At 74.5% G+C, this 20,963-nt stretch carries 20 protein-coding genes; 15 read left to right on the forward strand and 5 right to left on the reverse strand.

The annotated features are described in order from the left end of the window. Positions 1–16: 16 nt before the first annotated feature. Both OG994_RS26830 and OG994_RS26835 read left to right on the forward strand, forming a co-directional pair. Positions 17–325, forward strand: coding sequence for a hypothetical protein (locus OG994_RS26830; RefSeq protein ID WP_120329861.1), 309 nt, complete (start codon positions 17–19; stop codon positions 323–325). Positions 326–383: 58 nt separating this feature from the next. After that, on the forward strand, positions 384–884 hold the full coding sequence (locus OG994_RS26835; RefSeq protein WP_328851375.1) for a hypothetical protein: 501 nt from the start codon (positions 384–386) through the stop codon (positions 882–884). A 95-nt stretch (positions 885–979) separates the two neighbouring features. On the opposite strand, the gene OG994_RS26840 is transcribed toward OG994_RS26835, so the two are convergent. Beyond that, complete coding sequence (locus OG994_RS26840; RefSeq protein ID WP_328851376.1) at positions 980–1,987, reverse strand: ABC transporter ATP-binding protein; 1,008 nt, start codon at positions 1,985–1,987, stop codon at positions 980–982. Between the two features lie 2 nt (positions 1,988–1,989). Between OG994_RS26840 and OG994_RS26845 the strand changes: the two genes are divergently transcribed. The 4 genes from OG994_RS26845 (at position 1,990) to OG994_RS26860 (ending at position 6,513) form a co-directional block, all read left to right on the forward strand. After that, entirely contained in the window at positions 1,990–2,676 is a 687-nt protein-coding gene (locus tag OG994_RS26845; protein ID WP_328851377.1) for an ABC transporter permease, read from the forward strand. Next, the gene (locus OG994_RS26850; RefSeq protein ID WP_328851378.1) at positions 2,673–3,395 is read left to right on the forward strand and encodes an ABC transporter permease; all 723 of its coding nucleotides are present in this window, start codon (positions 2,673–2,675) and stop codon (positions 3,393–3,395) included. Before OG994_RS26845 ends, OG994_RS26850 begins: the two co-directional genes overlap by 4 nt. A 199-nt stretch (positions 3,396–3,594) precedes the next feature. Further along, positions 3,595–4,599 (forward strand): glycine betaine ABC transporter substrate-binding protein, encoded by a 1,005-nt coding sequence (locus OG994_RS26855; protein ID WP_328851379.1) that lies wholly within the window; start codon positions 3,595–3,597, stop codon positions 4,597–4,599. Positions 4,600–4,761: 162 nt separating this feature from the next. Beyond that, positions 4,762–6,513, forward strand: a complete 1,752-nt coding sequence (locus tag OG994_RS26860; RefSeq protein ID WP_328851380.1) for a hypothetical protein — start codon at positions 4,762–4,764, stop codon at positions 6,511–6,513. Between the two features lie 62 nt (positions 6,514–6,575). On the opposite strand, the gene OG994_RS26865 is transcribed toward OG994_RS26860, so the two are convergent. Continuing rightward, positions 6,576–7,763, reverse strand: a complete 1,188-nt coding sequence (locus OG994_RS26865) for an NADH-quinone oxidoreductase subunit D (RefSeq protein WP_192902197.1) — start codon at positions 7,761–7,763, stop codon at positions 6,576–6,578. Then, complete coding sequence (locus OG994_RS26870; RefSeq protein ID WP_328851381.1) at positions 7,760–8,977, reverse strand: SAM-dependent methyltransferase; 1,218 nt, start codon at positions 8,975–8,977, stop codon at positions 7,760–7,762. Before OG994_RS26870 ends, OG994_RS26865 begins: the two co-directional genes overlap by 4 nt. Before the next feature lie 54 nt (positions 8,978–9,031). Here OG994_RS26870 and OG994_RS26875 point away from each other — a divergent pair, with 54 nt between their 5' ends. The 7 genes from OG994_RS26875 to nadC all read left to right on the forward strand — a co-directional run bounded on the left by OG994_RS26875 (position 9,032) and on the right by nadC (position 16,581). Continuing rightward, entirely contained in the window at positions 9,032–10,318 is a 1,287-nt protein-coding gene (locus OG994_RS26875; RefSeq protein ID WP_328851382.1) for a phytase, read from the forward strand. A gap of 162 nt (positions 10,319–10,480) precedes the next feature. After that, the gene (locus OG994_RS26880) at positions 10,481–11,458 is read left to right on the forward strand and encodes a Rossmann-like and DUF2520 domain-containing protein (RefSeq protein ID WP_328851383.1); all 978 of its coding nucleotides are present in this window, start codon (positions 10,481–10,483) and stop codon (positions 11,456–11,458) included. Between the two features lie 55 nt (positions 11,459–11,513). Further along, complete coding sequence (gene panC / locus OG994_RS26885) at positions 11,514–12,359, forward strand: pantoate--beta-alanine ligase (protein ID WP_120329871.1); 846 nt, start codon at positions 11,514–11,516, stop codon at positions 12,357–12,359. Between the two features lie 29 nt (positions 12,360–12,388). Then, positions 12,389–12,811, forward strand: a complete 423-nt coding sequence (gene panD, locus OG994_RS26890; RefSeq protein ID WP_328851384.1) for an aspartate 1-decarboxylase — start codon at positions 12,389–12,391, stop codon at positions 12,809–12,811. Between the two features lie 176 nt (positions 12,812–12,987). After that, the gene (locus tag OG994_RS26895; RefSeq protein ID WP_328851385.1) at positions 12,988–13,878 is read left to right on the forward strand and encodes a septum formation family protein; all 891 of its coding nucleotides are present in this window, start codon (positions 12,988–12,990) and stop codon (positions 13,876–13,878) included. A 115-nt stretch (positions 13,879–13,993) separates the two neighbouring features. Beyond that, complete coding sequence (locus OG994_RS26900) at positions 13,994–15,688, forward strand: L-aspartate oxidase (RefSeq protein ID WP_328851386.1); 1,695 nt, start codon at positions 13,994–13,996, stop codon at positions 15,686–15,688. Beyond that, entirely contained in the window at positions 15,685–16,581 is an 897-nt protein-coding gene (gene nadC, locus OG994_RS26905; RefSeq protein WP_328851387.1) for a carboxylating nicotinate-nucleotide diphosphorylase, read from the forward strand. Before OG994_RS26900 ends, nadC begins: the two co-directional genes overlap by 4 nt. A 25-nt stretch (positions 16,582–16,606) precedes the next feature. On the opposite strand, the gene OG994_RS26910 is transcribed toward nadC, so the two are convergent. Further along, entirely contained in the window at positions 16,607–17,698 is a 1,092-nt protein-coding gene (locus tag OG994_RS26910; protein WP_328851388.1) for a hypothetical protein, read from the reverse strand. Positions 17,699–17,815: 117 nt separating this feature from the next. On the opposite strand from OG994_RS26910, the gene OG994_RS26915 reads away from it, so the two are divergent. Then, positions 17,816–18,574 carry a type III pantothenate kinase gene (locus OG994_RS26915; RefSeq protein ID WP_120329877.1) on the forward strand — a complete coding sequence of 253 codons (759 nt, stop codon included), beginning with the start codon at positions 17,816–17,818 and terminating at the stop codon, positions 18,572–18,574. Between the two features lie 21 nt (positions 18,575–18,595). On the opposite strand, the gene OG994_RS26920 is transcribed toward OG994_RS26915, so the two are convergent. Further along, positions 18,596–19,339 (reverse strand): class I SAM-dependent methyltransferase, encoded by a 744-nt coding sequence (locus tag OG994_RS26920; RefSeq protein WP_328851389.1) that lies wholly within the window; start codon positions 19,337–19,339, stop codon positions 18,596–18,598. An 88-nt stretch (positions 19,340–19,427) separates the two neighbouring features. Between OG994_RS26920 and lysS the strand changes: the two genes are divergently transcribed. Further along, the gene (gene lysS, locus OG994_RS26925) at positions 19,428–20,936 is read left to right on the forward strand and encodes a lysine--tRNA ligase (protein ID WP_328851390.1); all 1,509 of its coding nucleotides are present in this window, start codon (positions 19,428–19,430) and stop codon (positions 20,934–20,936) included. The last annotated feature ends 27 nt before the right edge of the window (positions 20,937–20,963 follow it).

Raw genomic sequence — 20,963 nt, forward strand, 5'->3', positions numbered from 1 at the left:
GGTTAGGCTCGGCGGCATGACCGAGACACCTGCCACCCCCGCCGGCGGCCGATCGTTCGAGGAGCTGGACGCCCTCTCCACCGAGGAACTGCGGGAGCGGGCCTTCGCGCTGGCCCGGGAGCGGCGCGACGTGGGCTTCTTCTGGTCGGTGCTCCGGCACCTGCCGAACGCCGACGAGGCCACGGTGCTCGACGGCGCCCCGAACTCCGTCGGGCCGACCGTCGACGAGGCCGCCGCCCTGTGGCGGGAGCTGACCGGTCACGGCTACGAGGAGTCGGCGCCGCTGCTGCGGGCCGCCTTCATCGACTACCTCATGAAGCACTGACCGGGCCGGCACACGCACATCCGCCCGCCGCCACGGCGGGCCGGGAACGGACAGCATCATGGCGCCCACCAACACCACGGGTGCGCTCCGCCGGTACGGCACGGCCGCCGGCACGGGGGCGCTCGCCGCGTTCGTGCTCGTCGCCGTCGGCGGCTGCCCGGCGTACGTCGGCTGGGCCGGCACCCACACCGACCCGAACTCCGCCGGCGGCTGGTACCTGCGGGTGCTCGCCTGGCCGGCCTGGCGGTTCGACGCCGCCGACCAGGCCGGCGGGGTGCTCGCGGCCGACCTGCGGGCCATCCTGCTGGTGATCTTCGCGGCGGCCCTGCTCTACCTGCTGCCCGCCGGGCAGGCGGCCCGGGTGCCGGGAGGGCTCAGCCAGTTCTTCTCCGGCTGGGCGGCGTACGTGCTGGCCGGCGGCCTCGCGGGCCTGGTCGCCGTGGTGCTCGGGCCGGAGCCGTCGATGCTCGGCGCGTTGCAGACGGCCGGGAAGGGCGGCAGCTACGGCCTCCTCACGGGCTGGGTCGTCGGCACCGCCAGCCTCGGCGGCCGCGCCTGAGCCGCCACACCTGCGCCGCCGCGCCCGAACCGTCGCACCTGAGCTGACGCACCGGCGGCCGCTCCTCCGCGACCGGAGAAGCAACCGCCCCCCGCTCACATGAGTTCGAACAGGCGCTGCCGGTCGAGCGTCCCGACCGGCTGGCCGCCGTCGGTCACCACCACCCGCTGCGCGTCCGAGGTGAGCAGCGCGGCGAGCGCGTCGTACGCCGAGCCGCCCAGGGGCACGGCCGGGCCGGCCGGCGCGTCGTGCGCGGGCACCGGTTCGAGCATCTCCCGGCGCAGCGGCGTGACCACCAGCCGGCGGATGCCGCGGTCCGCGCCGACGAACTCGCGGACGAACGGGGTGGCCGGCGCGCCCAGCACGGCGGCCGGGGTGTCGTACTGCTCCAGGTGGCCGCCCTCGGAGAGCACCGCGATCCGGTCGCCGAGCCGCACCGCCTCGTCGAGGTCGTGGGTGACCAGCACGATCGTCTTGCGCACCTCGGCCTGCAACCGCAGGAACTCCTCCTGCAACCGGGTGCGGACGATCGGGTCGACGGCCGAGAACGGCTCGTCCATCAGCAGCACCACCGGGTCGGCGGCGAGCGCCCGGGCCACGCCGACCCGCTGCCGCTGCCCGCCGGACAGCTCGTGCGGGTAGCGGCCGGCGAACGTGCCCGGGTCGAGGCCGACGAGCTCCAGCAGCTCGTCCACCCGCCCGCGTACGCGGTCGCGGGACCAGCCGACCAGCCGGGGGACGGTCGCGACGTTGGCCCGGACGGTCTGGTGCGGGAAGAGGCCGACGTTCTGGATGACGTAGCCGATGCGCCGCCGCAGGCGTACCGGGTCGACGCGGGTCACGTCCTCGTCGCCGAGGAGGATCCGGCCCCCGGTGGGCTCGATCATCCGGTTGATCATCCGGAGCACCGTGGACTTGCCGCAGCCGGACGGGCCGATCAGCACGACCAGCTCGCCGGCCTTGACGTCGAGGCTCAGCTCGCGTACGGCCTCGGTCCCGTCCGGGTAGCGCTTGCGTACGCCCTCCAGCGCGATCGACGCCGCGCGCCGCTCACCGCCGGTCGCGCGCCCGCCGGTGCCGGGGGCCTCCGGGGTAACGTCCACGTATGTCCTTCCGCCTGAGCTACCGGGCCGACCCGGGCAATCCCTGGTTCTCCTGGCAGTACGTGCGGGACAACTCTGACACGCTCCTCGCCGCGCTGCGCGAGCACACCTGGCTGACCGCCCGCGCCGTGCTGATCGCCGCCCTCATCGCGGTGCCGCTGGCGGTGGCGGCGTACTGGTTCCGCCCGCTCGCCGGCCCGATCCTCGCGATCACGGGCGTGTTCTACACCATCCCGTCGCTGGCCCTCTTCGCGTTCATCGCACCCTACCTGGGCATCGGCGCGGTCACCGTGCTCAGCGTGGTGGTGCTCTACGCCCTGCTGGTGATCGTCCGCAACGCGATCGCCGGGTTGACCCAGGTGCCTCCCGAGGTCCGGGAGGCGGCGGAGGGCATGGGGTACGGCCGGTGGGCGCGGCTGTTCCGGATCGACCTCCCGCTCGCCCTGCCGGGCATCCTCACCGGTCTGCGGCTGGCCACCGTCTCGACCGTGGCGCTCGTCACGGTCGGCGTCGTCATCGGTCGCGGCGGGCTCGGCCAGTTGATCTTCGCGGGCTTCCAGAACAACTTCTACAAGGCGCAGATCATGACGGGGACGCTGCTCTGCGTCCTGCTGGCCCTCGTGCTGGACCTGGTCCTCGCGGGGGTCGGCCGGCTGCTCACCCCGTGGCTCGCCCGGAGGTCGTCGTGAGTGTGATCGGGCAGGCGATCGTCTGGCTCAACGACCCGCTGAACTGGACCAACCCGGGCGGCATCCTCGACCGGCTCGGCGAGCACCTCGTCCTCAGCGCCGCCGCCGTGGCGTTGGGCTGCCTGGTCGCCTGGCCGATCGGCCTCTGGCTCGGCCACACCGGGCGGGGCGGCGGGCTGGTGGTCATGGTGGCGAACGTCACGCTCGCCATCCCGACGCTGGCGCTGCTGACCATCCTTCCGCTGACCTTCCTCGGCTTCGGCCGGCCCTCGGTGATCGTGGCGCTGGCCGTCTTCGCGGTGCCGCCGCTGCTCGCCAACGCGTACACGGGGGTGCGTCAGGCGGACCCCGAGGCCCGGGACGCCGCGCGGGGGATGGGGCTGTCCGGCCGGCAGGTGCTGCGCCGGGTGGAACTGCCGCTGGCCGTGCCGTACCTGGCGGCCGGGTTCCGTACGGCCGCCGTGCAGGTGGTGGCGACCGCGGCGCTCGCGTCGTTCGTCAACGGCGGCGGGCTGGGCCAGATCATCCGGGCCGGGTTCGGGCTGGACATCGCGGCCGGTGGCGGGCAGATCCTCGCCGGTGGCGTGCTCGTGGCCGGGCTCGCCGTGCTGGTCGAGATCGTGCTGGCGCTGGTCGAACGGCTCGTCACGCCGCGTCCGCTGCGTGCCGCCCGCCGGGGTGCGAACCGCCGGGCCGCCGACGCGGTGACCGGGGGCTGAGGGCCCAGGTGCGCCGGTCGGGCCGCGCCCACCGGAAGTGACGTACGCCATGACGATCCGGTGACGAAGCTCCCCAGCGGTTGTCGTACCCCTCTGGAGGATGTTGGGTGGGAAATCGCGGGCGGCCGATCACAGGATCGCCCGTCGGACACGCGGCCGGCCCGGAACGGGTCGCGCCGGGACACGGAAGGCGGGCACGATGCACGCACGTACACGGCTGGCCGTCGGCGCGGCGGCGGCCCTCACCGCCGCCGGGCTGCTGACCGGCTGCGGCGACGCGGGCTCCTCGGGCACCGAGGCACCGCAGCAGGCGGCGAGCGGGGCGGGCTGCGCGCCCGTCGCCGGTGACCAACTGGTGGTCCTCGAGGACGACAAGAAGCTCCAGAACAGCGACAACATCATCCCGGCGGTCAACGTCGACGCGGCGCAGCCACAGGTGATCGCCGCGCTCGACAAGGTCTCCGCGGCGCTGGACACGCCCAAGCTCATCCAGCTCAACAAGGCGGTCGACGTCGACCGCAAGACGCCGAAGGCGGCCGCCGAGGAGTTCGCCTCGGCCGCCGGCCTCACGTCTGGGATCGCGAAGGGCCCCGGCGGTGAGATCGTGGTCGGCGCGGGCAACTTCAGCGAGAGCGAGACGCTCGCCGAGCTCTACCGGATCGCGCTCACCGCCGCCGGCTACCAGGTGCGGGTGCAGCAGATCGGCAACCGGGAGCTCTACGAGCCGGCCCTGGAGAAGGGCGAGATCCAGGTCGTCCCGGAGTACGCGGCGACGATGGCGGAGTTCCTCAACACCAAGGTCAACGGCCAGGGTGCGGCACCGGTCTCCTCGCCCGACCTGGAGAAGACCGTGGCGGCGCTGAAGGCGACCGGCGACAAGGTGGGCATCACGTTCGGCACGCCCTCGGCCGCGCAGGACCAGAACGCGTTCGCGGTCACCACGGCGTTCGCCGACAAGTACGGCGTCCGCACCCTGTCGGATCTGGCCGCCAAGTGCTCGGGTCAGGCGACGGTGCTGGCCGGGCCGCCGGAGTGCCCGCAGCGTCCGAAGTGCCAGGCCGGCCTCGTCGAGGTCTACCGCTTCACGGCCGGCTCGTTCAGCTCGCTGGACGCGGGCGGCCCGCAGACCAAGAACGCGCTGAAGACCGGGAGCGCCAGCGTGGGGCTGGTCCTCTCCTCCGACGGCGCGCTGGCCGCCAGCTGAGCCCTCACCGGCGGGCCCCGACCTGCGCCGCACGGTCGGGGCCCGCCGGTGACGCGGTGTGGTGACCGGCAGGTGGCATGCGGGCCACAGCCGGATGTCGGGGCAGCCCACCCTCACTGGGCCCGTTCCCACGCGGCGCAACTCTCGGTAGGCTGCACAGCCATGCCCGCCCCCGAAACCCGACCCAGTCGCACGGTGCTGACGGTGCTCTTCTGGATCGGCGTCGGGCTGGCGCCGGTGGCGGCGTTGATCCTGCTCGTGGCGGACGGCAACGGTCCGCTGCGCTTCGCCGCGGTGCTCGCCATCCTGGCCGTGGTGCTGATCGGTCTGTCGATCGCGCTGCGGGCCGACGGCGAGGGCGGCCAGGCCCGCGTCGAGGAAGTGCTCGACGAGATGGAGCAACTCCGCCGGGAGTTGCGCGGCGAGATCGTGGCCGCCGCCCAGCGGGGCAACCAGGCGCTCGACCAGGCCCAGCGGGCCCAGGAGGCGGTGGCCGCGATCCGCCGGCGGCTCGACGCCACCGGTGCCGCCCTCGTGGGGGCGGCCGAGGAGCCGGCCGGAGCCGGTCGGGCCCGGGTGCCCGCCGCCGAGGTGGACGAGGACGTCCCGCCGGGGCGGGGCCGTGCGGCGGCCCGGGAGGACGACGCACCGCGCTGGGGGCGCGACGACCGGGACGACGAACCGGTGCCGAGTCGTGGCCCGGCCCACGGAGACCGCCCCGCCGCCGGCCGGCACGGCGCGGAGCGCCCGCCCGCCGGGACGTACGGGGCGGAGCGTCCGGCTGCCGGGACGTACGGGGACCGCGCGGGCTCGGGTGTGTACGGCGGTGACCGCCCGGCCGGCGGAACGTACGGCGACCGTGCGGGATCCGGTGTCTACGGCGGTGACCGCCCGCCGGCGGCGCAGCCCGGCCTCTACGGCGCGCGCCCCGGCGACCACGACCGGGAGCCGGCGCCCCGACCGATCGGACTGGTCCGGCACACCGAGACCGTCCACGTCACCACCCGGCACACCATCGTGGACGGTGCGCCGGCCGAGCCGACCGGCGGCCGCTACGGCGGGTACGCCGGCGGTTGGTCGCCACCCGCCGAGGAGCGGCCCTGGGCCGGAGCCGACGACCGGTGGGCCGGCCCCGAGGAGCGCCCCTGGCCGGGACACGCCGGCCCCGACGAGCGGCCCTGGCCGGGACACGCCGGCCCCGAGGAGCGTCCCCGGCACGGCGACGACCGCCCGTGGGCCGGGTCCGACGCCCCGCGTGACGAACCCGGCTGGGACGCCCCGCGCGACGAGCGGCCCTGGACGGGCCGGCGCGACGAACCGGCCTGGTCCTCTCCGGACGACCAGCGCGGCTGGCCGGACCACGGTGGCGGGCCGGGTGACCGGGGCTGGGCCGACCCGGCGGAGCCGGCCCGGAGCGGGCCAGCCGCGCGGCCGGACGACACCGGCGAGTACTGGACGCAGATGCGCGCCGGTGACCGCTGGGCCGCCGTCCGCGACGACGACCGGGGCCGGGAGGTGCGGATGGGCGAGCGGCGCGCCGAGGTGCACGCGGACGCCACCGGCGCCGAGTACCGGGTGGCCGACCGCTGGGCCTCCGTGCGGCACGACGAGCCGCCCCGGGAGGACTCCCGCTGGGGCGAGCCGCCCCGGGACGAGCCCCGCTGGGGCGCGGGACGCCCGGCGTACGGGCGCGGCGACGAGGGACGGCGGGACGGCTGGGCGGAGCCCGAGGACCGGCCGGCCCTGCCTTCCGGCGGCGTCCCGGTGCCGGACGAGTGGCGCCCGCCACGGCAGCGCGACCACCGGTCGGCCGACGCCGAGCCGGAGTGGGTGGGCCGGCGCCCGCGGGCCGACGAGGAACGCCACGGGTACCCGCCGCAGGAGGCACCCCGAGGCGGGGCGCGCTGGCGCTGACCGGGGACATCGGGCCGGACCGGGGAGCCCGCCGTGGAGGCCGCCCGTCGGGGTGACCGGACCTACTTGTCGATGTCGCCGACCACGAAGAACATCGAGCCGAGGATCGCGATCAGGTCCGGCACGAGGCACCCCGGCAGCAGCGTGGCCAGCGCCTGCACGTTGGCGTACGACGCCGTGCGCAGCTTGAGCCGCCACGGCGTCTTCTCGCCGCGCGAGACCAGGTAGTAGCCGTTGATGCCGAGCGGGTTCTCGGTCCACGCGTAGGTGTGCCCCTCGGGGGCCTTGACCACCTTCGGCAGCCGGGTGTTCACCGGCCCGGTCAACCGGTCGACCCGCTCCAGGCACCGCTCGGCGAGGTCGAGCGAGACGTACACCTGGTCGAGCAGCACCTCGAACCGTGCGTGGCAGTCCCCGGCCGTGCGGGTCACCACCGGCACGTCGAGTTCGTCGTAGGCCAGGTAGGGCTCGTCGCGGCGCAGGTCCAAGTCGAGCCCGGAGGCGCGGGCGACCGGGCCGGACGCCCCGAAGGCGGCGGCGTCGGCCGCGGAGAGCACCCCGACCCCGACGGTGCGGGCCAGGAAGATGTCGTTGCGCCGGATCAGGTTGTCCAGGTCGGGCAACCGCCGGCGCACCTCGCCGATGGCGGCGCGCGCCCGGCCGGTCCACCCGTACGGCACCTCCTCCTTCAGCCCGCCGACCCGGTTGAACATGTAGTGGATCCGGCCACCGGAGACCTCCTCCATGACCGCCTGGAGGGTCTCCCGCTCCCGGAACGCGTAGAACATCGGCGTGATGGCGCCGATCTCCAGCGGGTAGGAGCCGAGGAACATCAGGTGGTTGAGCACCCGGTTCAGCTCCGCGAGGGCCATCCGCAGCCAGATCGCCCGCTCCGGCACCTCGAGGCCCATGAGCCGCTCGACGGCGAGCACCACACCCAGCTCGTTCGAGAACGCCGACAGCCAGTCGTGCCGGTTGGCCAGCACGATGATCTGCCGGTAGTCGCGCACCTCGAACAGCTTCTCGGCGCCCCGGTGCATGTAGCCGATGATCGGTTCGGCCGACACCACCCGCTCGCCGTCGAGCACCAGCTTGAGCCGGAGCACGCCGTGCGTGGACGGGTGCTGGGGGCCGATGTTGAGCACCATGTCCGTGCCGAGCTGCTCACCGCCGGTGCCCGCCACCAGGCCGGCCCCGGTGCCGACGGTCAGCTCGCGGAGATCCCGGGCGTCGGTGGTCATGCCCGTCATCGTGCCACGAGCGGATCGACCGCGACGCCGACCGGTTGCCGCAGCCACCAGTGCCCGCCGAGGCCGGCCGGGTCGGTCAGCTCGGCCACCAGGGACGCCGCGGCGAGCGCCCGGACGTACCCGGCGGGGTCGCTCGCGGCCAGGCTCAGCGGCGGTCGGCCGCCGTCGGCCCCGAGCGCCCGCATCGCCTCCCGCTGCGACCCCAGGGCGTACGCACACCCGGCGACCCGCGCACCGGCGGAGGCGACCGAGTCCACGGCGACGTGGGCGGTCACGTCGCACGAGCCGTCCGGCACCGGCGGCACCTGCCGTCCACCCCGGTACCCGGTCAACGTCCCGTCCACGGGCCGCCCGTCCCGCAGGTGCCCGTAGTCCACGGCCAACGCCAGTCCCCGGTCGAGCCTGCCGACCGCGTCGGCCCACGCCTCGTCGCGGCTCCTGCCGATCTCCGCCCGTACGCCCGTCACGCCCGTCCGGTCAGGATCAAGGCATTCGTCGGGCACCGGCCACCAGGTTTCGAGCCAGGCGGCGTCCTCGGGGCCGACCGGTTCACCGACGCTCTCCTCGCCCGTGGTCGGGTCGACCAGCAGGTAACGCCAGCCGTCGCTGGCGGATACCGCGATGTCGAGGGGCACGTTGTCCAGCCACTCGGTGGCCAGGAGAACCCCGGTGATCCCGGAGGGGATCTCGTGCACCCAGGCGATCCGCTCGGGCAGGTCCGCCGGTCTGGGGGCGAGTTCGACGGCCGTGAACCGTACGCGCCCGGCCAGCGGGACCGCGACGGCGGGCGACGGCCCCACGGACCCGGACACCTGTGTGGAGGGCGACGGGCGGCCGGCGGCCGTGGACGTCAGGGTTTCCGGGGAGCCCGCCCGCGGAGGGATCAAGCCTGACCGCCCGGAGCGGGTGGGCTCCCCGGAAACCCCCACCGCCGACCCCTCTCCCGGGCCAGGACCAGCCGCGGACCCGGAAACCAGCGCGGCCAGTGTCCGCAAAAGTTCCCCGCGCCCGGCGCCCACGTCGACCACGTCGAGGCGGGACGGACGGCCGAGGGCGGCGTCCACGTGTTCGACCACGCGGAGGAGGGCACGGGCGAACGCCGGGGACGCGTGCACCGAGGTGCGGAAGTGCCCCGCCGGGCCCGCCCCGGCGACGAAGAAGCCGCCCGGGCCGTAGAGCGCCCGGTCCATGGCGTCCCGCCAGCGCATCGGCATCAGTTCATCTCCGGTTCAGGGTCCGTCACCGTGCCGACCCTACGGTCAGCCGGTATGAGACGACTCCTCATCCCCGCCGCGGTGGTCGTACCGCTGCTGCTGGCCGGCGTCCCCGCGGGCGCCGCACCGACCCGCCCGGGCGGCGACGTGCCGCGTCCGGTCCGTGCGGCGGTCGAGACCCCCTCCCTCTTCGACGACGCGGCCGGCGGCGACGCGGACGCCGACGACCCGGCGATCTGGATCCACCCGACCGACCGGGCGGGCAGCCTGGTCATCGCCACCGCGAAGAACGGCGGCCTGCGCGTGTACGACCTCGCCGCGCGGGAGCGGCAGTCGATCGGCACGCCGGCGGCGCCGGGGCCGGACGACGAGGCGGGCCGGTTCAACAACGTGGACCTGGTCTCCGGCTTCGGGCTGGGCGGTCGCCGGGTGGACCTGGCGGTGGTCACCGACCGGGGCCGCGACCAGTTGCGCTTCTACCGGATCGATCCGGCGTCCCGGCGGCTGACCGACGTCACCGTCCCGGACGTGCCGTTCGCGTTCAGCCGGGACCAGGCCGAGGTGAACGAGCAGCGGACGGCGTACGGCCTCGGCACCTACACGGCGCCCGACGGCGCGGTGTACGCCGTGGTGAGCCGACGCAGCACCCCGGAGGTGGGCGTGTTCCGGCTCGTCGAGCGCGCCGGCCGGGTCACCTACCGGCGGGTCGACCGGCTGGTCCTGCCGTCGACGTTCACCCTGCCGGACGGCAGCCGCTGGTCGCCGTGCACGGACCCGGGTGACGGGCCGCAGGTGGAGGGGACGGTCGTCGACCCGGACACCGGCGTGGTGCACCTGGCGCAGGAGAAGGTCGGCCTGTGGCGGATCCGGCTGGTCGACGGGCGTTTCCGCGGTGCCCCGCAGCCGGTCGAGCGGGTCCGTGAGTACGGCGTCCCGGCGGCGTACGACGCCGACGAGGAGGACTGCGTGACCGACTACGCGGCCGACCCGGGCTTCGGCGGCCGGATCGCCCAGGACGTGGAGGGGCTGACCATCTACCGCACCGGTCGTTCCACCGGCACGCTGGTCGTCTCCAGCCAGGGCGACGACACCTTCTACACGTACGACCGGCGCACGGACCGGCCGACCGGTCGGTTCGCGGTCGTCGACGGGCGGGTCGACGGGTCGCAGGAGTGCGACGGCGCTGCCGTGGTCTCCACCCCGCTGCCCGGCTACCCGGGCGGCCTGCTGGTGGTGCACGACGGCCGGAACACGCCGGAGACGCCCGGCGAGGACGGCGAGGCCCGCCCCGACACGAACTTCAAGTTCCTCGACGCCGGCTTCCTGGCCTCGCACCGCTGACCCCGAGGGGCTTCCTCCGGCACGTTCCCCGACGTGTCGGAGGGGCCCCTTCCCGGACGCGGCGGGCCGGGTGAAGGTTTTCACAACCGGGGTTTCGATCCGGTTGCCCGGGCGCATACTTGCCATCGACCGGTACCCCTTCTCGAGGACTGGATCGTCACGATGAGCGCACCGCTGCGCCCGCGCCCGGCCGCCCCGCCGCGGGCCGCCACCGTCGGCTCCGCCCGCCCGGGCGCCCCGGCCACCGCAGCCCCCCGTTCCCTGACAGTCGGTGTCGTCGGCGCCGGCCGCGTCGGCACCCTGTTGGGCGCCGCCCTCACCGCCGCGGGTCACCGGGTGGTGGCCGCCGCCGGTGGGTCCGGTGCGAGCCGCGCCCGCCTGGCCCTGCTGCTGCCCGGCGTGCCGTCCCGCGCCGCGGCCGACGTGGCCCGGACGGCCACCGACCTGCTGCTGATCGCCGTACCGGACGACGCGCTCGCCGGTGTCGTGGCCGCCCTCGCCGACGGCGGCGCGCTCCACACCGGGCAGGTCGTCGCGCACACCTCCGGAGCACACGGGCTGGCCGTGCTCGACCCGGCCGCCGCGGTCGGCGCCCGCCCGCTGGCGCTGCACCCGGCCATGACGTTCACCGGTACGCCGGACGACCTCGGCCGGCTCGCCGGCATCTCGTACGGGGTGACGGCCCCCGCGGACCTGCGACCGCTGGCCGCCCGGCTCGTGGCCGACCTGGGTGGCGTGCCGGAGTGGATCGGTGAGGCGGACCGCGCCCTGTACCACGCGGCGCTGGCGCACGGCGCCAACCACCTGGTGACCCTCGTCAACGAGGCGGCCGACCGGCTCCGCGACGCGGGGGTGACCCAGCCCGAGAAGGTGCTCGCCCCGCTGCTGCGGGCCGCGCTGGAGAACGCCCTGCGGCTGGGCGACGACGCCCTGACCGGTCCGGTCTCGCGCGGCGACGCCGGCACCGTCGAGCGGCACCTCGCCCGGCTCGCCGCCACGGCTCCCGAGTCGCTCGCCCCCTACCTGGCGCTGGCCCGGCGTACCGCCGACCGGGCCATCGCGGCGGGCCGGCTGCGCCCGGCCGACGCCGCGTCGCTGCTCGGGGTGCTCGCCGACACGCAGCGGGAGGTGGCCGCGTGACGGGAATGCCGGCGGGCGCGGTGGTGCTGACGAGGGTCCGGGAGGTGGCCGCGGTATGGAGCTGGTGAGGACGCGCGAGGAGCTGACCACGGCCCGGGCCGGGCTGACCGGCACGGTCGGCGTGGTGATGACCATGGGGGCGCTGCACGCCGGGCACGAGGCGCTGCTGCGGGCGGCCCGTGAGCAGGCCGACCACGTGCTCGTGACGATCTTCGTGAACCCGTTGCAGTTCGGTCCGACGGAGGACTTCGACCGCTATCCCCGTACGCTCGACGCCGACCTGGAGGTCTGCCGGCGGGCCGGCGCCGACGTGGTCTTCGCGCCGGAGCGGGACGAGATGTACCCCGACGGCGAGCCCCGGGTGCGGGTCGACCCCGGCCGCCTGGGTGGCGAGCTGGAGGGGCAGAGCCGTCCCGGCTTCTTCCACGGTGTGCTCACGGTGGTGCTCAAGCTGTTCCAGCTCACGCGCCCCGACCTGGCGTTCTTCGGCGAGAAGGACTACCAGCAGCTGACGCTGGTCCGGCGGATGGCCCGCGACCTGGACGTCCCGGTGCGGGTGGTCGGCGTGCCGACCGTACGGGAGCCGGACGGGCTGGCGCTGTCCAGCCGGAACCGGTACCTCTCGCCGGAGGAGCGGGCCGCGGCGCTGAGCCTCTCGGCCGCGCTGCGCGCCGGTGCCGAGGCCGCCGAGCAGGGGCGGGACGCGGGCGCCGTGCTGGCCGCCGCGCACGGGGCCTTCGGCGCCGGTACGCCGGGCGCGCGGCTGGACTACCTGGTGCTGACCGATCCGGACCTCGAACCGGGGCCGGTCAGCGGGCCCGCCCGGCTGCTCGTCGCCGCCTGGGTGGGCACCACCCGCCTGATCGACAACATGCCGATCCGCCTGGCCCCCCGTTCCTGACCCCCGCTTCCGTGCGAAAGGCCATCCCGATGCTGCGAACCATGCTCAAGTCGAAGATCCACCGCGCCACGGTGACCCAGGCCGACCTGCACTACGTCGGCTCGGTCACGGTGGACGAGGATCTTCTCGACGCCGCGGACCTGCTCCCGGGCGAGCAGGTGGCGATCGTGGACGTCACCAACGGGGCCCGGCTGGAGACGTACGTGATCCCGGGCCAGCGGGGCAGCGGCGTGATCGGCATCAACGGCGCGGCCGCGCACCTGGTGCACCCCGGCGACCTGGTCATCCTCATCGCGTACGGGCAGATGGACGACGCCGAGGCGCGCGCCTACCGGTCGCGGGTGGTGCACGTCGACGCCGACAACCGGATCGTGGACCTGACGGCGGACGCCGCCACGGCGGTCCCCGGCACGGCCGGCGATCCGGTCCCCAACCCGTACGCCGCCGTCTGACCCTCCGCGATCTTGCACTTCCGGCCCTGGTTTCGTGGCTTTCGTGCCGTTTGTCGGGGCGGAAACTGCAAGATCGCGGGATGAGGGGCGGGTGCGCGCGGTCTGTCACCCAGTGCGCATTCATGGTTACCCTTGTCACACCGCCGGGAGGCGGGCGGTGCCTGGGGGAGGCCGCGATGCGCCGTTCGATGACCGTCCTGCTCGCGGTCGCCGCCACGGCGGCCCTGTCGACCGGTTGCGGGTCGGGCGACGGCGACGGCGACCTCACCGACGACTGGCCCACGCTGCCGGCCGCGGCGGCGTTCACCCCGGCGGCGGGAGTGTGCCAGGCGGGTGACGCCACCGACGTGGTGACGCTGGAGGCGTACCAGCCGATCGACTGCGCCGAGCCGCACCGGGTGGAGACGGTCCACGTCGGCGCGTTCCCGGCGCGGCCCGCGCCGCCGGCCAACGACTCCGCCGACCTGCGCGGCGCGTTCGCCGACTGCGACGCCCGGGCCAGCGGGTACGTGGGTGACGACTGGCGCGCCGGCCGCCTGCGGCTCTCCGTGGCGGTGCCGTCCGCGGTGGGCTGGTCGTCGGGATCCCGCTGGTACCGCTGCGACCTCGCCGAGGTGAACAGCGTCGAGGCGGCGGCCGTGGTGGTCACCCGGACGGGCAGCCTGCGGGACGCGCTGAAGGGGCCGTCACCGCTGCGGCTGGGATGCCAGCAGACCCGGGGCGGTCGGGGCGGGGGTGTGCAGACGCTGGTGCCGGTCGACTGCGCGACCCGGCACGACGCCGAGTTCGTCGGGGTGTGGCGGGCGCCCGAGGGTGCCTATCCGACCCGGCAGGCCGACTGGGTGCCCCTCTACACGGGCTGTCGGTCGGTCCTCAGCCGCTACGTGGGCGTGCCGGACGACGACGAGCTGCGCTTCCGCAGCGGTGTGGTGGTCCGTCCGCCCGGTGGCGGCCGCTGGCGGGCCGGCGACCGGGGGGTGCGCTGCTACCTCTGGCTCAGCCACCGGACGGTGACGGGCTCGCTCAAGGGGGCCGGCCCGGCCGGGCTACCGGTCCGCACCAGGTGAGGGCGACGAGACGCCCAGGCGGGCCTGGCGGGCCGACCGACGGTACGAGGTAGTCGAAACCACTCGTCCCGCCCCCGCCGCCTCTCGTGAGCGCCGTTCGGGGTTGACTGTGTCCATGCAGCTTCCGACCGTCGACCTGCCGGCCCTGCCCAGCCTGCTGGCCGCACCCGCACCCGGCTGGGTGGAGACGACCGACGTGATCGTGGTGGGCTCGGGGGTGGCCGGGCTCACCGCGGCGCTGCACCTGCGCGAGGCGGGCCTGCACGTCACCGTCGTCACCAAGGTCAACATCGACGACGGGTCGACCCGGTGGGCGCAGGGCGGCATCGCGGCGGTGCTCGACCCGGCGGACACCCCGGCGGCGCACGCCTTCGACACCGAGGTCGCCGGTGTGGGGCTGTGCGACCCGGCGGCGGTCCGGGCCCTGGTCGAGGAGGGGCCGACCCGGCTGCGCGAACTCATGCGGATCGGCGCCGAGTTCGACCGGAACCCCGACGGCTCGCTGATGCTCACCCGCGAGGGCGGCCACCGGGCCGACCGCATCGTGCACGCCGGGGGTGACGCCACCGGTGCCGAGGTGCAGCGGGCGCTGCACGCCGCCGTCCGCCGCGACCCGTGGATCCGGCTGGTCGAGCACGCGCTCGTGCTGGATCTGCTGCGCGCCCCCGGCGACGGTCCGGGCGGGCTCGGGCCGGCCTGCGGGATCACCCTGCACGTGCTCGGCGAGGGCAGCGAGGACGGGGTGGGAGCCATCCTGGCCCGGGCCGTGGTGCTGGCCACCGGCGGGATGGGCCAGGTCTTCGCGGCCACCACGAACCCGGCCGTCTCCACCGGGGACGGGGTCGCCCTGGCGATGCGGGCCGGAGCGTCCGTCACCGACGTCGAGTTCGTCCAGTTCCACCCGACCGCGCTGATCGTGCCCGAGCAGGCCCGGGTGCCCGGCGCCGGGCACGCCCAGCAGCCGCTCGTCTCCGAGGCGCTGCGCGGCGAGGGCGCCCACCTGGTGGACGGCGACGGCAAGCGGTTCATGGTCGGCCAGCACGAACTCGCCGAACTGGCCCCGCGCGACGTGGTGGCCAAGGGCATCCACCGCGTACTGCTCGCCACCGGCGCCGACCACGTCTTCCTCGACGCCCGGCACCTGGGCGGGGACTTCCTGGCCCGGCGCTTCCCGACCATCGTGGCGTCCTGCCTGGCCATCGGCGTCGACCCGGCGACCGAACTGATCCCGGTGGCCCCGGCGGCGCACTACGCCTCGGGCGGCGTCCGCACCGACCTGCGGGGCCGCACCTCGATCCCCGGCCTGTACGCGTGCGGCGAGGTCGCCTGCACCGGCGTGCACGGCGCGAACCGACTGGCCAGCAACTCGCTGCTGGAGGGGTTGGTGTTCTCGCGCCGGATCGCCGAGGACATCGCCGCCGGCCTGCCCGAGCAGGCCCGCCCGGCGGAGACCGGCGCGTGGGTCGGCGGCGGGGGTTGGGTGGTGCCCGCGGAGGGGACGCCCACGCTGCAGCGGGCCATGACCCGGGGCGCCGGGGTGCTCCGCTCGGCGGAGACGCTCGCCGGTACGGCCGGCGTCCTCACCGACCTCGGCACCGGCCGGGGCCGGCCGCGGACGGCCGACTGGGAGGCCACGAACCTGATCACCGTGGCGTCGGCGCTGGTCGCCGCCGCGTACGCCCGGCAGGAGACCCGCGGGTGCCACTGGCGGGAGGACTACCCGGCGGCCGACGACCGGTGGCTGGGCCACCTCGTCGAGGCGGTCGGGGCGCAGGGCCGCGTGACGCAGCAGTGGGAGGAGACACGATGAGGGAGTCGACGGAGCAGGCGCTGCGGGCCGGTGGTCTGGACCCGGGTGAGGTGCGCCGGGTGATCGTCTCGGCGCTCACCGAGGACCTGGGCCCGGACTTCCTCGACGTCACGAGCGTCGCCACGATCCCCGAGGGGCAGACCGACACCGGGGACCTGGTGGCCCGCGCCGACGGCGTGGTGGCCGGGCTGCCCGTGGCCGCCGCGGTCTTCGAGCTGGTCGGCGAGGTGACGGGCGTCGGCCGTACGGTCGAGGTGTCGCTGGTGGCCCACGACGGCCAGCGGGTGGCCCGCGGTGACGTGCTGGCGACGGTGACCGGGCCGACGCGGCTGCTGCTCACCGCCGAGCGGACGGCGCTCAACCTGCTCAGCCGGATGTCCGGGGTGGCGACGCACACCCGGGCCTGGGCCGACGCCCTGACCGGCACGAAGGCGAGGGTGCTGGACACCCGGAAGACCACCCCCGGCCTGCGGGCCCTGGAGAAGTACGCGGTGCGGGCCGGCGGCGGCACCAACAAGCGGCTCGGCCTCTACGACGTGGCCATGATCAAGGACAACCACAAGCTGGCGGCCGGCGGCATCGCGGCGGCCTACCGGCGGGTCCGGGAGGCGTTCCCCGACGTGGCGGTGCAGGTGGAGGTCGACACCCTGGCCGAGGCGGTGGAGGCCGTCGAGGCGGGGGCCGACTTCCTGCTGCTGGACAACATGACGCCCGACCAGCTCCGCGAGGTGGTCGCGGCGGTGGGTGACCGGGCCCAGCTGGAGGCCACCGGCGGGCTGACCCTGGGCGTGGCGGCCGAGTACGGCGCCACCGGCGTCGACTTCCTGTCGGTGGGGGCGCTGACCCACTCCTCGCCGATCCTCGACATCGCGCTGGACCTGCGTACGGCGTGACGGGTGGCCGGCGACGCGCCGGTCCTCAGACCGTGGTGAGCGACGTGCTCGTCAGGTTGAAGATCACCCGGTTCTCGGTGTCCTGCCGGCCGTCGAACCCGTACTTGGCGCGGAACAGTTCGAGCACCCGGTGGTAGACCGGGGGAGCCAGCTCGTCCGCCTCGCCGATGGCGAAGACCTCGCCGGCGGCCTCCGGCCGGTCCAGGACGACGCTCAGGCCGCCCAGCCCGTGCCGGGCCACGTTGCGGACCAGGTCGGCCCCCGCGATGTACCACTCGCCGTCGGAGCGTACGTAGAGCGCCTCGCAGGTCTCCAGGTCCCGGCCGCCCTGGCGCAGGCAGAGCCGCAGGGTGAGGCACGCCGCCAGGTCCCGCACCGGCGCGGTCTCCCACAGCTCGTCGAAGCGGTCGTCGACGAACTCGCCGAGCGGGGTCGAGACGTACGCCTCGATCTGCTGGGTGTCGAAGGTGCTGCCCCGGACGGGGAAGAACGAGATGAACGCCTTGCCGTCCCAGCGGTACATCTGCACCGAGGGGGCGGCCGTGTAGATGCGCACCTGGAGCCGGGCCCGGGCGGACTCCGGCAGTTCCTCGTGCAGCCGGGCCAGGTGCCAGAGGTTGCCGAGGATCGCCACCGTGGCGTCCCGGCGGCGCAGCTCCTCACCGCGCAGGCGGACGGCGGGGGAGTCCGGGTCCAGCAGCAGCACCCGTACGGTCGCGCCGTTGGTCAACGCGGACCGCAGCGCGGCGACGAACCGGCGCGCGTACGGGCCTTCCAGCATGCTGGTCCACGTCTCCAGGATCGCGACCAGCTCGCGGGCGCCGGCCACCCGCTCGATGAGCGCGTCCCGGTCGAGCCGGGGGTGCTCGATGATGCTCGCCGTCTGGAGTTCGCGGAACAGCGGATTGAGCACGACGTACGTCAGCAGGGTCATGATCAGCGCGGCGCCGACGTTGAGGTACAGCTCCCCGGCGAAGCTGTCCGCCGCCCGTCGGGACTCCTGCCACGAGCGGATGCTCATCCAGACGGCCCCACCCGCCAGGACGGCCAGCACGAGCACGTGTCGCCGACGCCGGCGCAGGGTGTTGCGTCCCCGCGCCCACCACATCCCCGACATGTCCGCTCCCCGTCCGGCGCGTCGTGGATCGACCCATGTTCATGCCGCGATGTGACAAGGATACGGGTGTACGGCCGGTCCGCGTCCGCCCCGGCGCTCGTTGTCTAGGCTGCGTGCGTGCTGCTCTGCATCGACATCGGAAACACCAACACCGTGCTGGCGACCTTCGACGGCGACAAGCTGGTGCATTCCTGGCGGATCAAGACCGACGCACGGTCCACCGCGGACGAGCTGGGCCTGAAGTTCCGCGGCCTGCTCGCCGGGGACGCCGTCGAGATCACCGGAGTGGCGGCCTGTTCCACCGTGCCGGCGGCGCTGCGCTCACTGCGCACCATGCTCGCCCGCTACTACGGCGAGCTGCCCAGCGTGATCGTCGAACCGGGGGTCCGGACGGGCGTGCAGCTGGCCATCGACAACCCCAAGGAGGTGGGCGCGGACCGGGTGGTCAACACGCTGGCCGCGTACACGCTCTACGGCGGCCCGTCGATCGTGGTCGACTTCGGCACCACCACCAACTTCGACGTGATCAGCGGCCGGGGCGAGTTCCTCGGCGGCGCCTTCGCGCCGGGCATCGAGATCTCCTTCGACGCGCTGGCCGCCCGCGCGGCCCAGCTGCGCAAGGTCGAGGCCGCGCGGCCGCGCTCGGTGATCGGCAAGAACACCGTGGAGTGTCTCCAGTCCGGCCTGTACTTCGGCTTCGCGGGCCAGGTGGACCGGATCGTCGAGCGGATGTCCGAGGAACTCGGCGAGGTCAAGGCGGTCATCGCGACCGGCGGCCTCGCCTCGCTCGTGATAAACGAGTGCCGGACGATCACCCACCACGAGCCGATGATCACCCTGATCGGCCTGCGGATGGTGTACGAGCGCAACGTGTGAGCCGGGGCCGCTCCCGGCGGCTCAGCGGCGTCGGGCGCGGAGGACCACCGTCCGGTACGGCAGGTCGACGGTCTCCCGGCCGGCCAGGTCGGGATGGCTGGCCAGCAGCTCCCGCAGGCCCCGCTCGACCCGTCGCTGGTCCTCCGGCGAGGCGGTGAGCCAGTACGACCGGGTCCGGATCAGCCCGACGACCTCGTCGGGCGTGAGCGTGGTGGCGTGCTGGAACTCGCCCACCTCGACGGCCGTGAACGCCGGGCCGAAGTCCGCGTACCTCTCGACCACGTTTCCGGAGTTGTCGCCCAGGTGGGCGATCCGGCCCAGCTCGGCCACCCACGCGACCCGTTCGTCACGGGTGTTCCAGACCGGGGCGAACACCCCACCGGGGCGGAGCAGCCGGGCCACCTCGGCGTGGGCGCGGTCCCGGTCGAACCAGTGGTACGCCTGGCCGGCGAGCACGGCGTCCGCCGCCCCGTCCGGCAGCGGCACGGCCTCGGCGCTGCCGGCGAGCGCCGTCGTACCCGGTGTGGCCGCCGCGAGCCGCGCCCCCATGCCCGGATCGGGCTCGACCGGCACCACCTCGTGCCCCAGCGCGAGCAGGCCGCGGGTCAGGATCCCCGTGCCGGCGCCCAGGTCGACGATCCGGGCGGGAGGCGCGCCGACGCCGTCGAGGGCCCAGCGGAGGGCGGCCTCGGGATACCGAGGGCGAAACCGGTCGTATTCGGCCGCGGCGGCGCCGAACGACAGCGCCTGGGTGTGATCAGCCATGGCGCGGAGGTTATCCCGTAACGGTCACCTGGGGCCTTGAGTACGCTCGGGCGTGACCCCCCGTATCTCTGCGACGAGGAAGCATGCCGTGACCGAGCAGAACGCCCTGCCAGTGGACCCCGCCGACGACCTTCCGGAGCAGATGAAGGTCCGCCGGGAGAAGCGGGACCGGATGCTCGCGGACGGCGTCGAGCCCTACCCGGTGGGCTACCCCCGGACGGCCACGCTCGCCGAGGTACGCGCGCGCTACGGCGACCTGCCCACCGACACGGCCACCGGCGACCGGGTGTCGGTCACCGGGCGGGTGATCTTCGTACGCAACACCGGCAAGCTCTGCTTCGCGACCCTGCGCGACGGCGACGGCACCGAGTTGCAGGCCATGCTCTCGCTGGACCGGGTCGGCGCGGAGCGCCTGGAGGACTGGAAGCGCCTCATCGACCTCGGCGACCACGTCGGCGTCACCGGCGAGGTGATCACCAGCCGGCGGGGCGAGCTGTCGGTGCTGGTCGAGGAGTGGGCGATCACCGCGAAGGCGCTGCGTCCGCTGCCGGTGGCGCACAAGCCCCTGTCCGAGGAGGCGCGCGTCCGGCAGCGCTACGTGGACCTGATCGTCCGCCCGCAGGCGCGGCAGATGGTCCGGACGCGGGCGGCGACCGTGCGCAGTCTGCGTGATTCGTTGCACGATCGGGGCTTCATCGAGGTCGAGACCCCGATGCTCCAGTTGCTGCACGGCGGTGCGGCGGCGCGCCCATTCGTGACCCACAGCAATGCGCTGAACACCGATCTGTATCTCCGAATCGCGCCGGAACTGTTTCTGAAGCGTGCCGTGGTCGGCGGTGTCGATCGCGTCTTCGAGATCAACCGCAACTTCCGGAATGAGGGCGTCGACTCTTCGCACTCGCCGGAGTTCGCGATGCTGGAGGCGTACCAGGCGTACGGCGACTACGACACGATGGCCGAGCTGACCCGTAATCTCGTACAACAGGCGGCCGTCGCGGTGAGCGGCTCGACCGTGGTGACCCACGCCGACGGGCGGGAGTTCGACCTCGGCGGCGAGTGGCGGTCGGTCACGTTGTTCGGGGTGCTTTCCGAGGCCCTGGGCGAGGAGGTGACGGTCGCCACGGAACGGGCCCGGCTCGTGGAGTACGCCGACAAGGTCGGACTGGACGTGGACCCGAAGTGGGGTCCGGGCAAGCTCGCCGAGGAACTGTTCGAGGAACTGGTGGTCCCCGGCCTGCAGGCGCCGACCTTCGTCCGGGACTACCCGATCGAGACCAGCCCGCTCACCAGGGGCCACCGCAGCGAGCCGGGGCTGGCCGAGAAGTGGGACCTCTACGTCCTCGGCTTCGAGCTGGCCACCGCGTACTCCGAGCTGGTCGACCCGGTGGTGCAGCGGGAGCGGCTGGTGGCCCAGGCGCAGCTGGCGGCGCGCGGCGACGACGAGGCGATGCGGCTCGACGAGGACTTTCTCCGCGCCATGGAGTACGGAATGCCTCCCGCCGGCGGTATGGGAATGGGAATCGACCGGCTGTTGATGGCGCTGACGGGACTGGGAATTCGGGAAACGATCCTGTTCCCGTTGGTCCGGCCGGAGTAGTCGCCGAGCGCCGTCCGGTCGTTATAC

Source organism: Micromonospora globbae (genome assembly GCF_036184225.1).
In the GTDB taxonomy this organism is placed as follows: Bacteria; Actinomycetota; Actinomycetes; order Mycobacteriales; family Micromonosporaceae; genus Micromonospora; species Micromonospora globbae.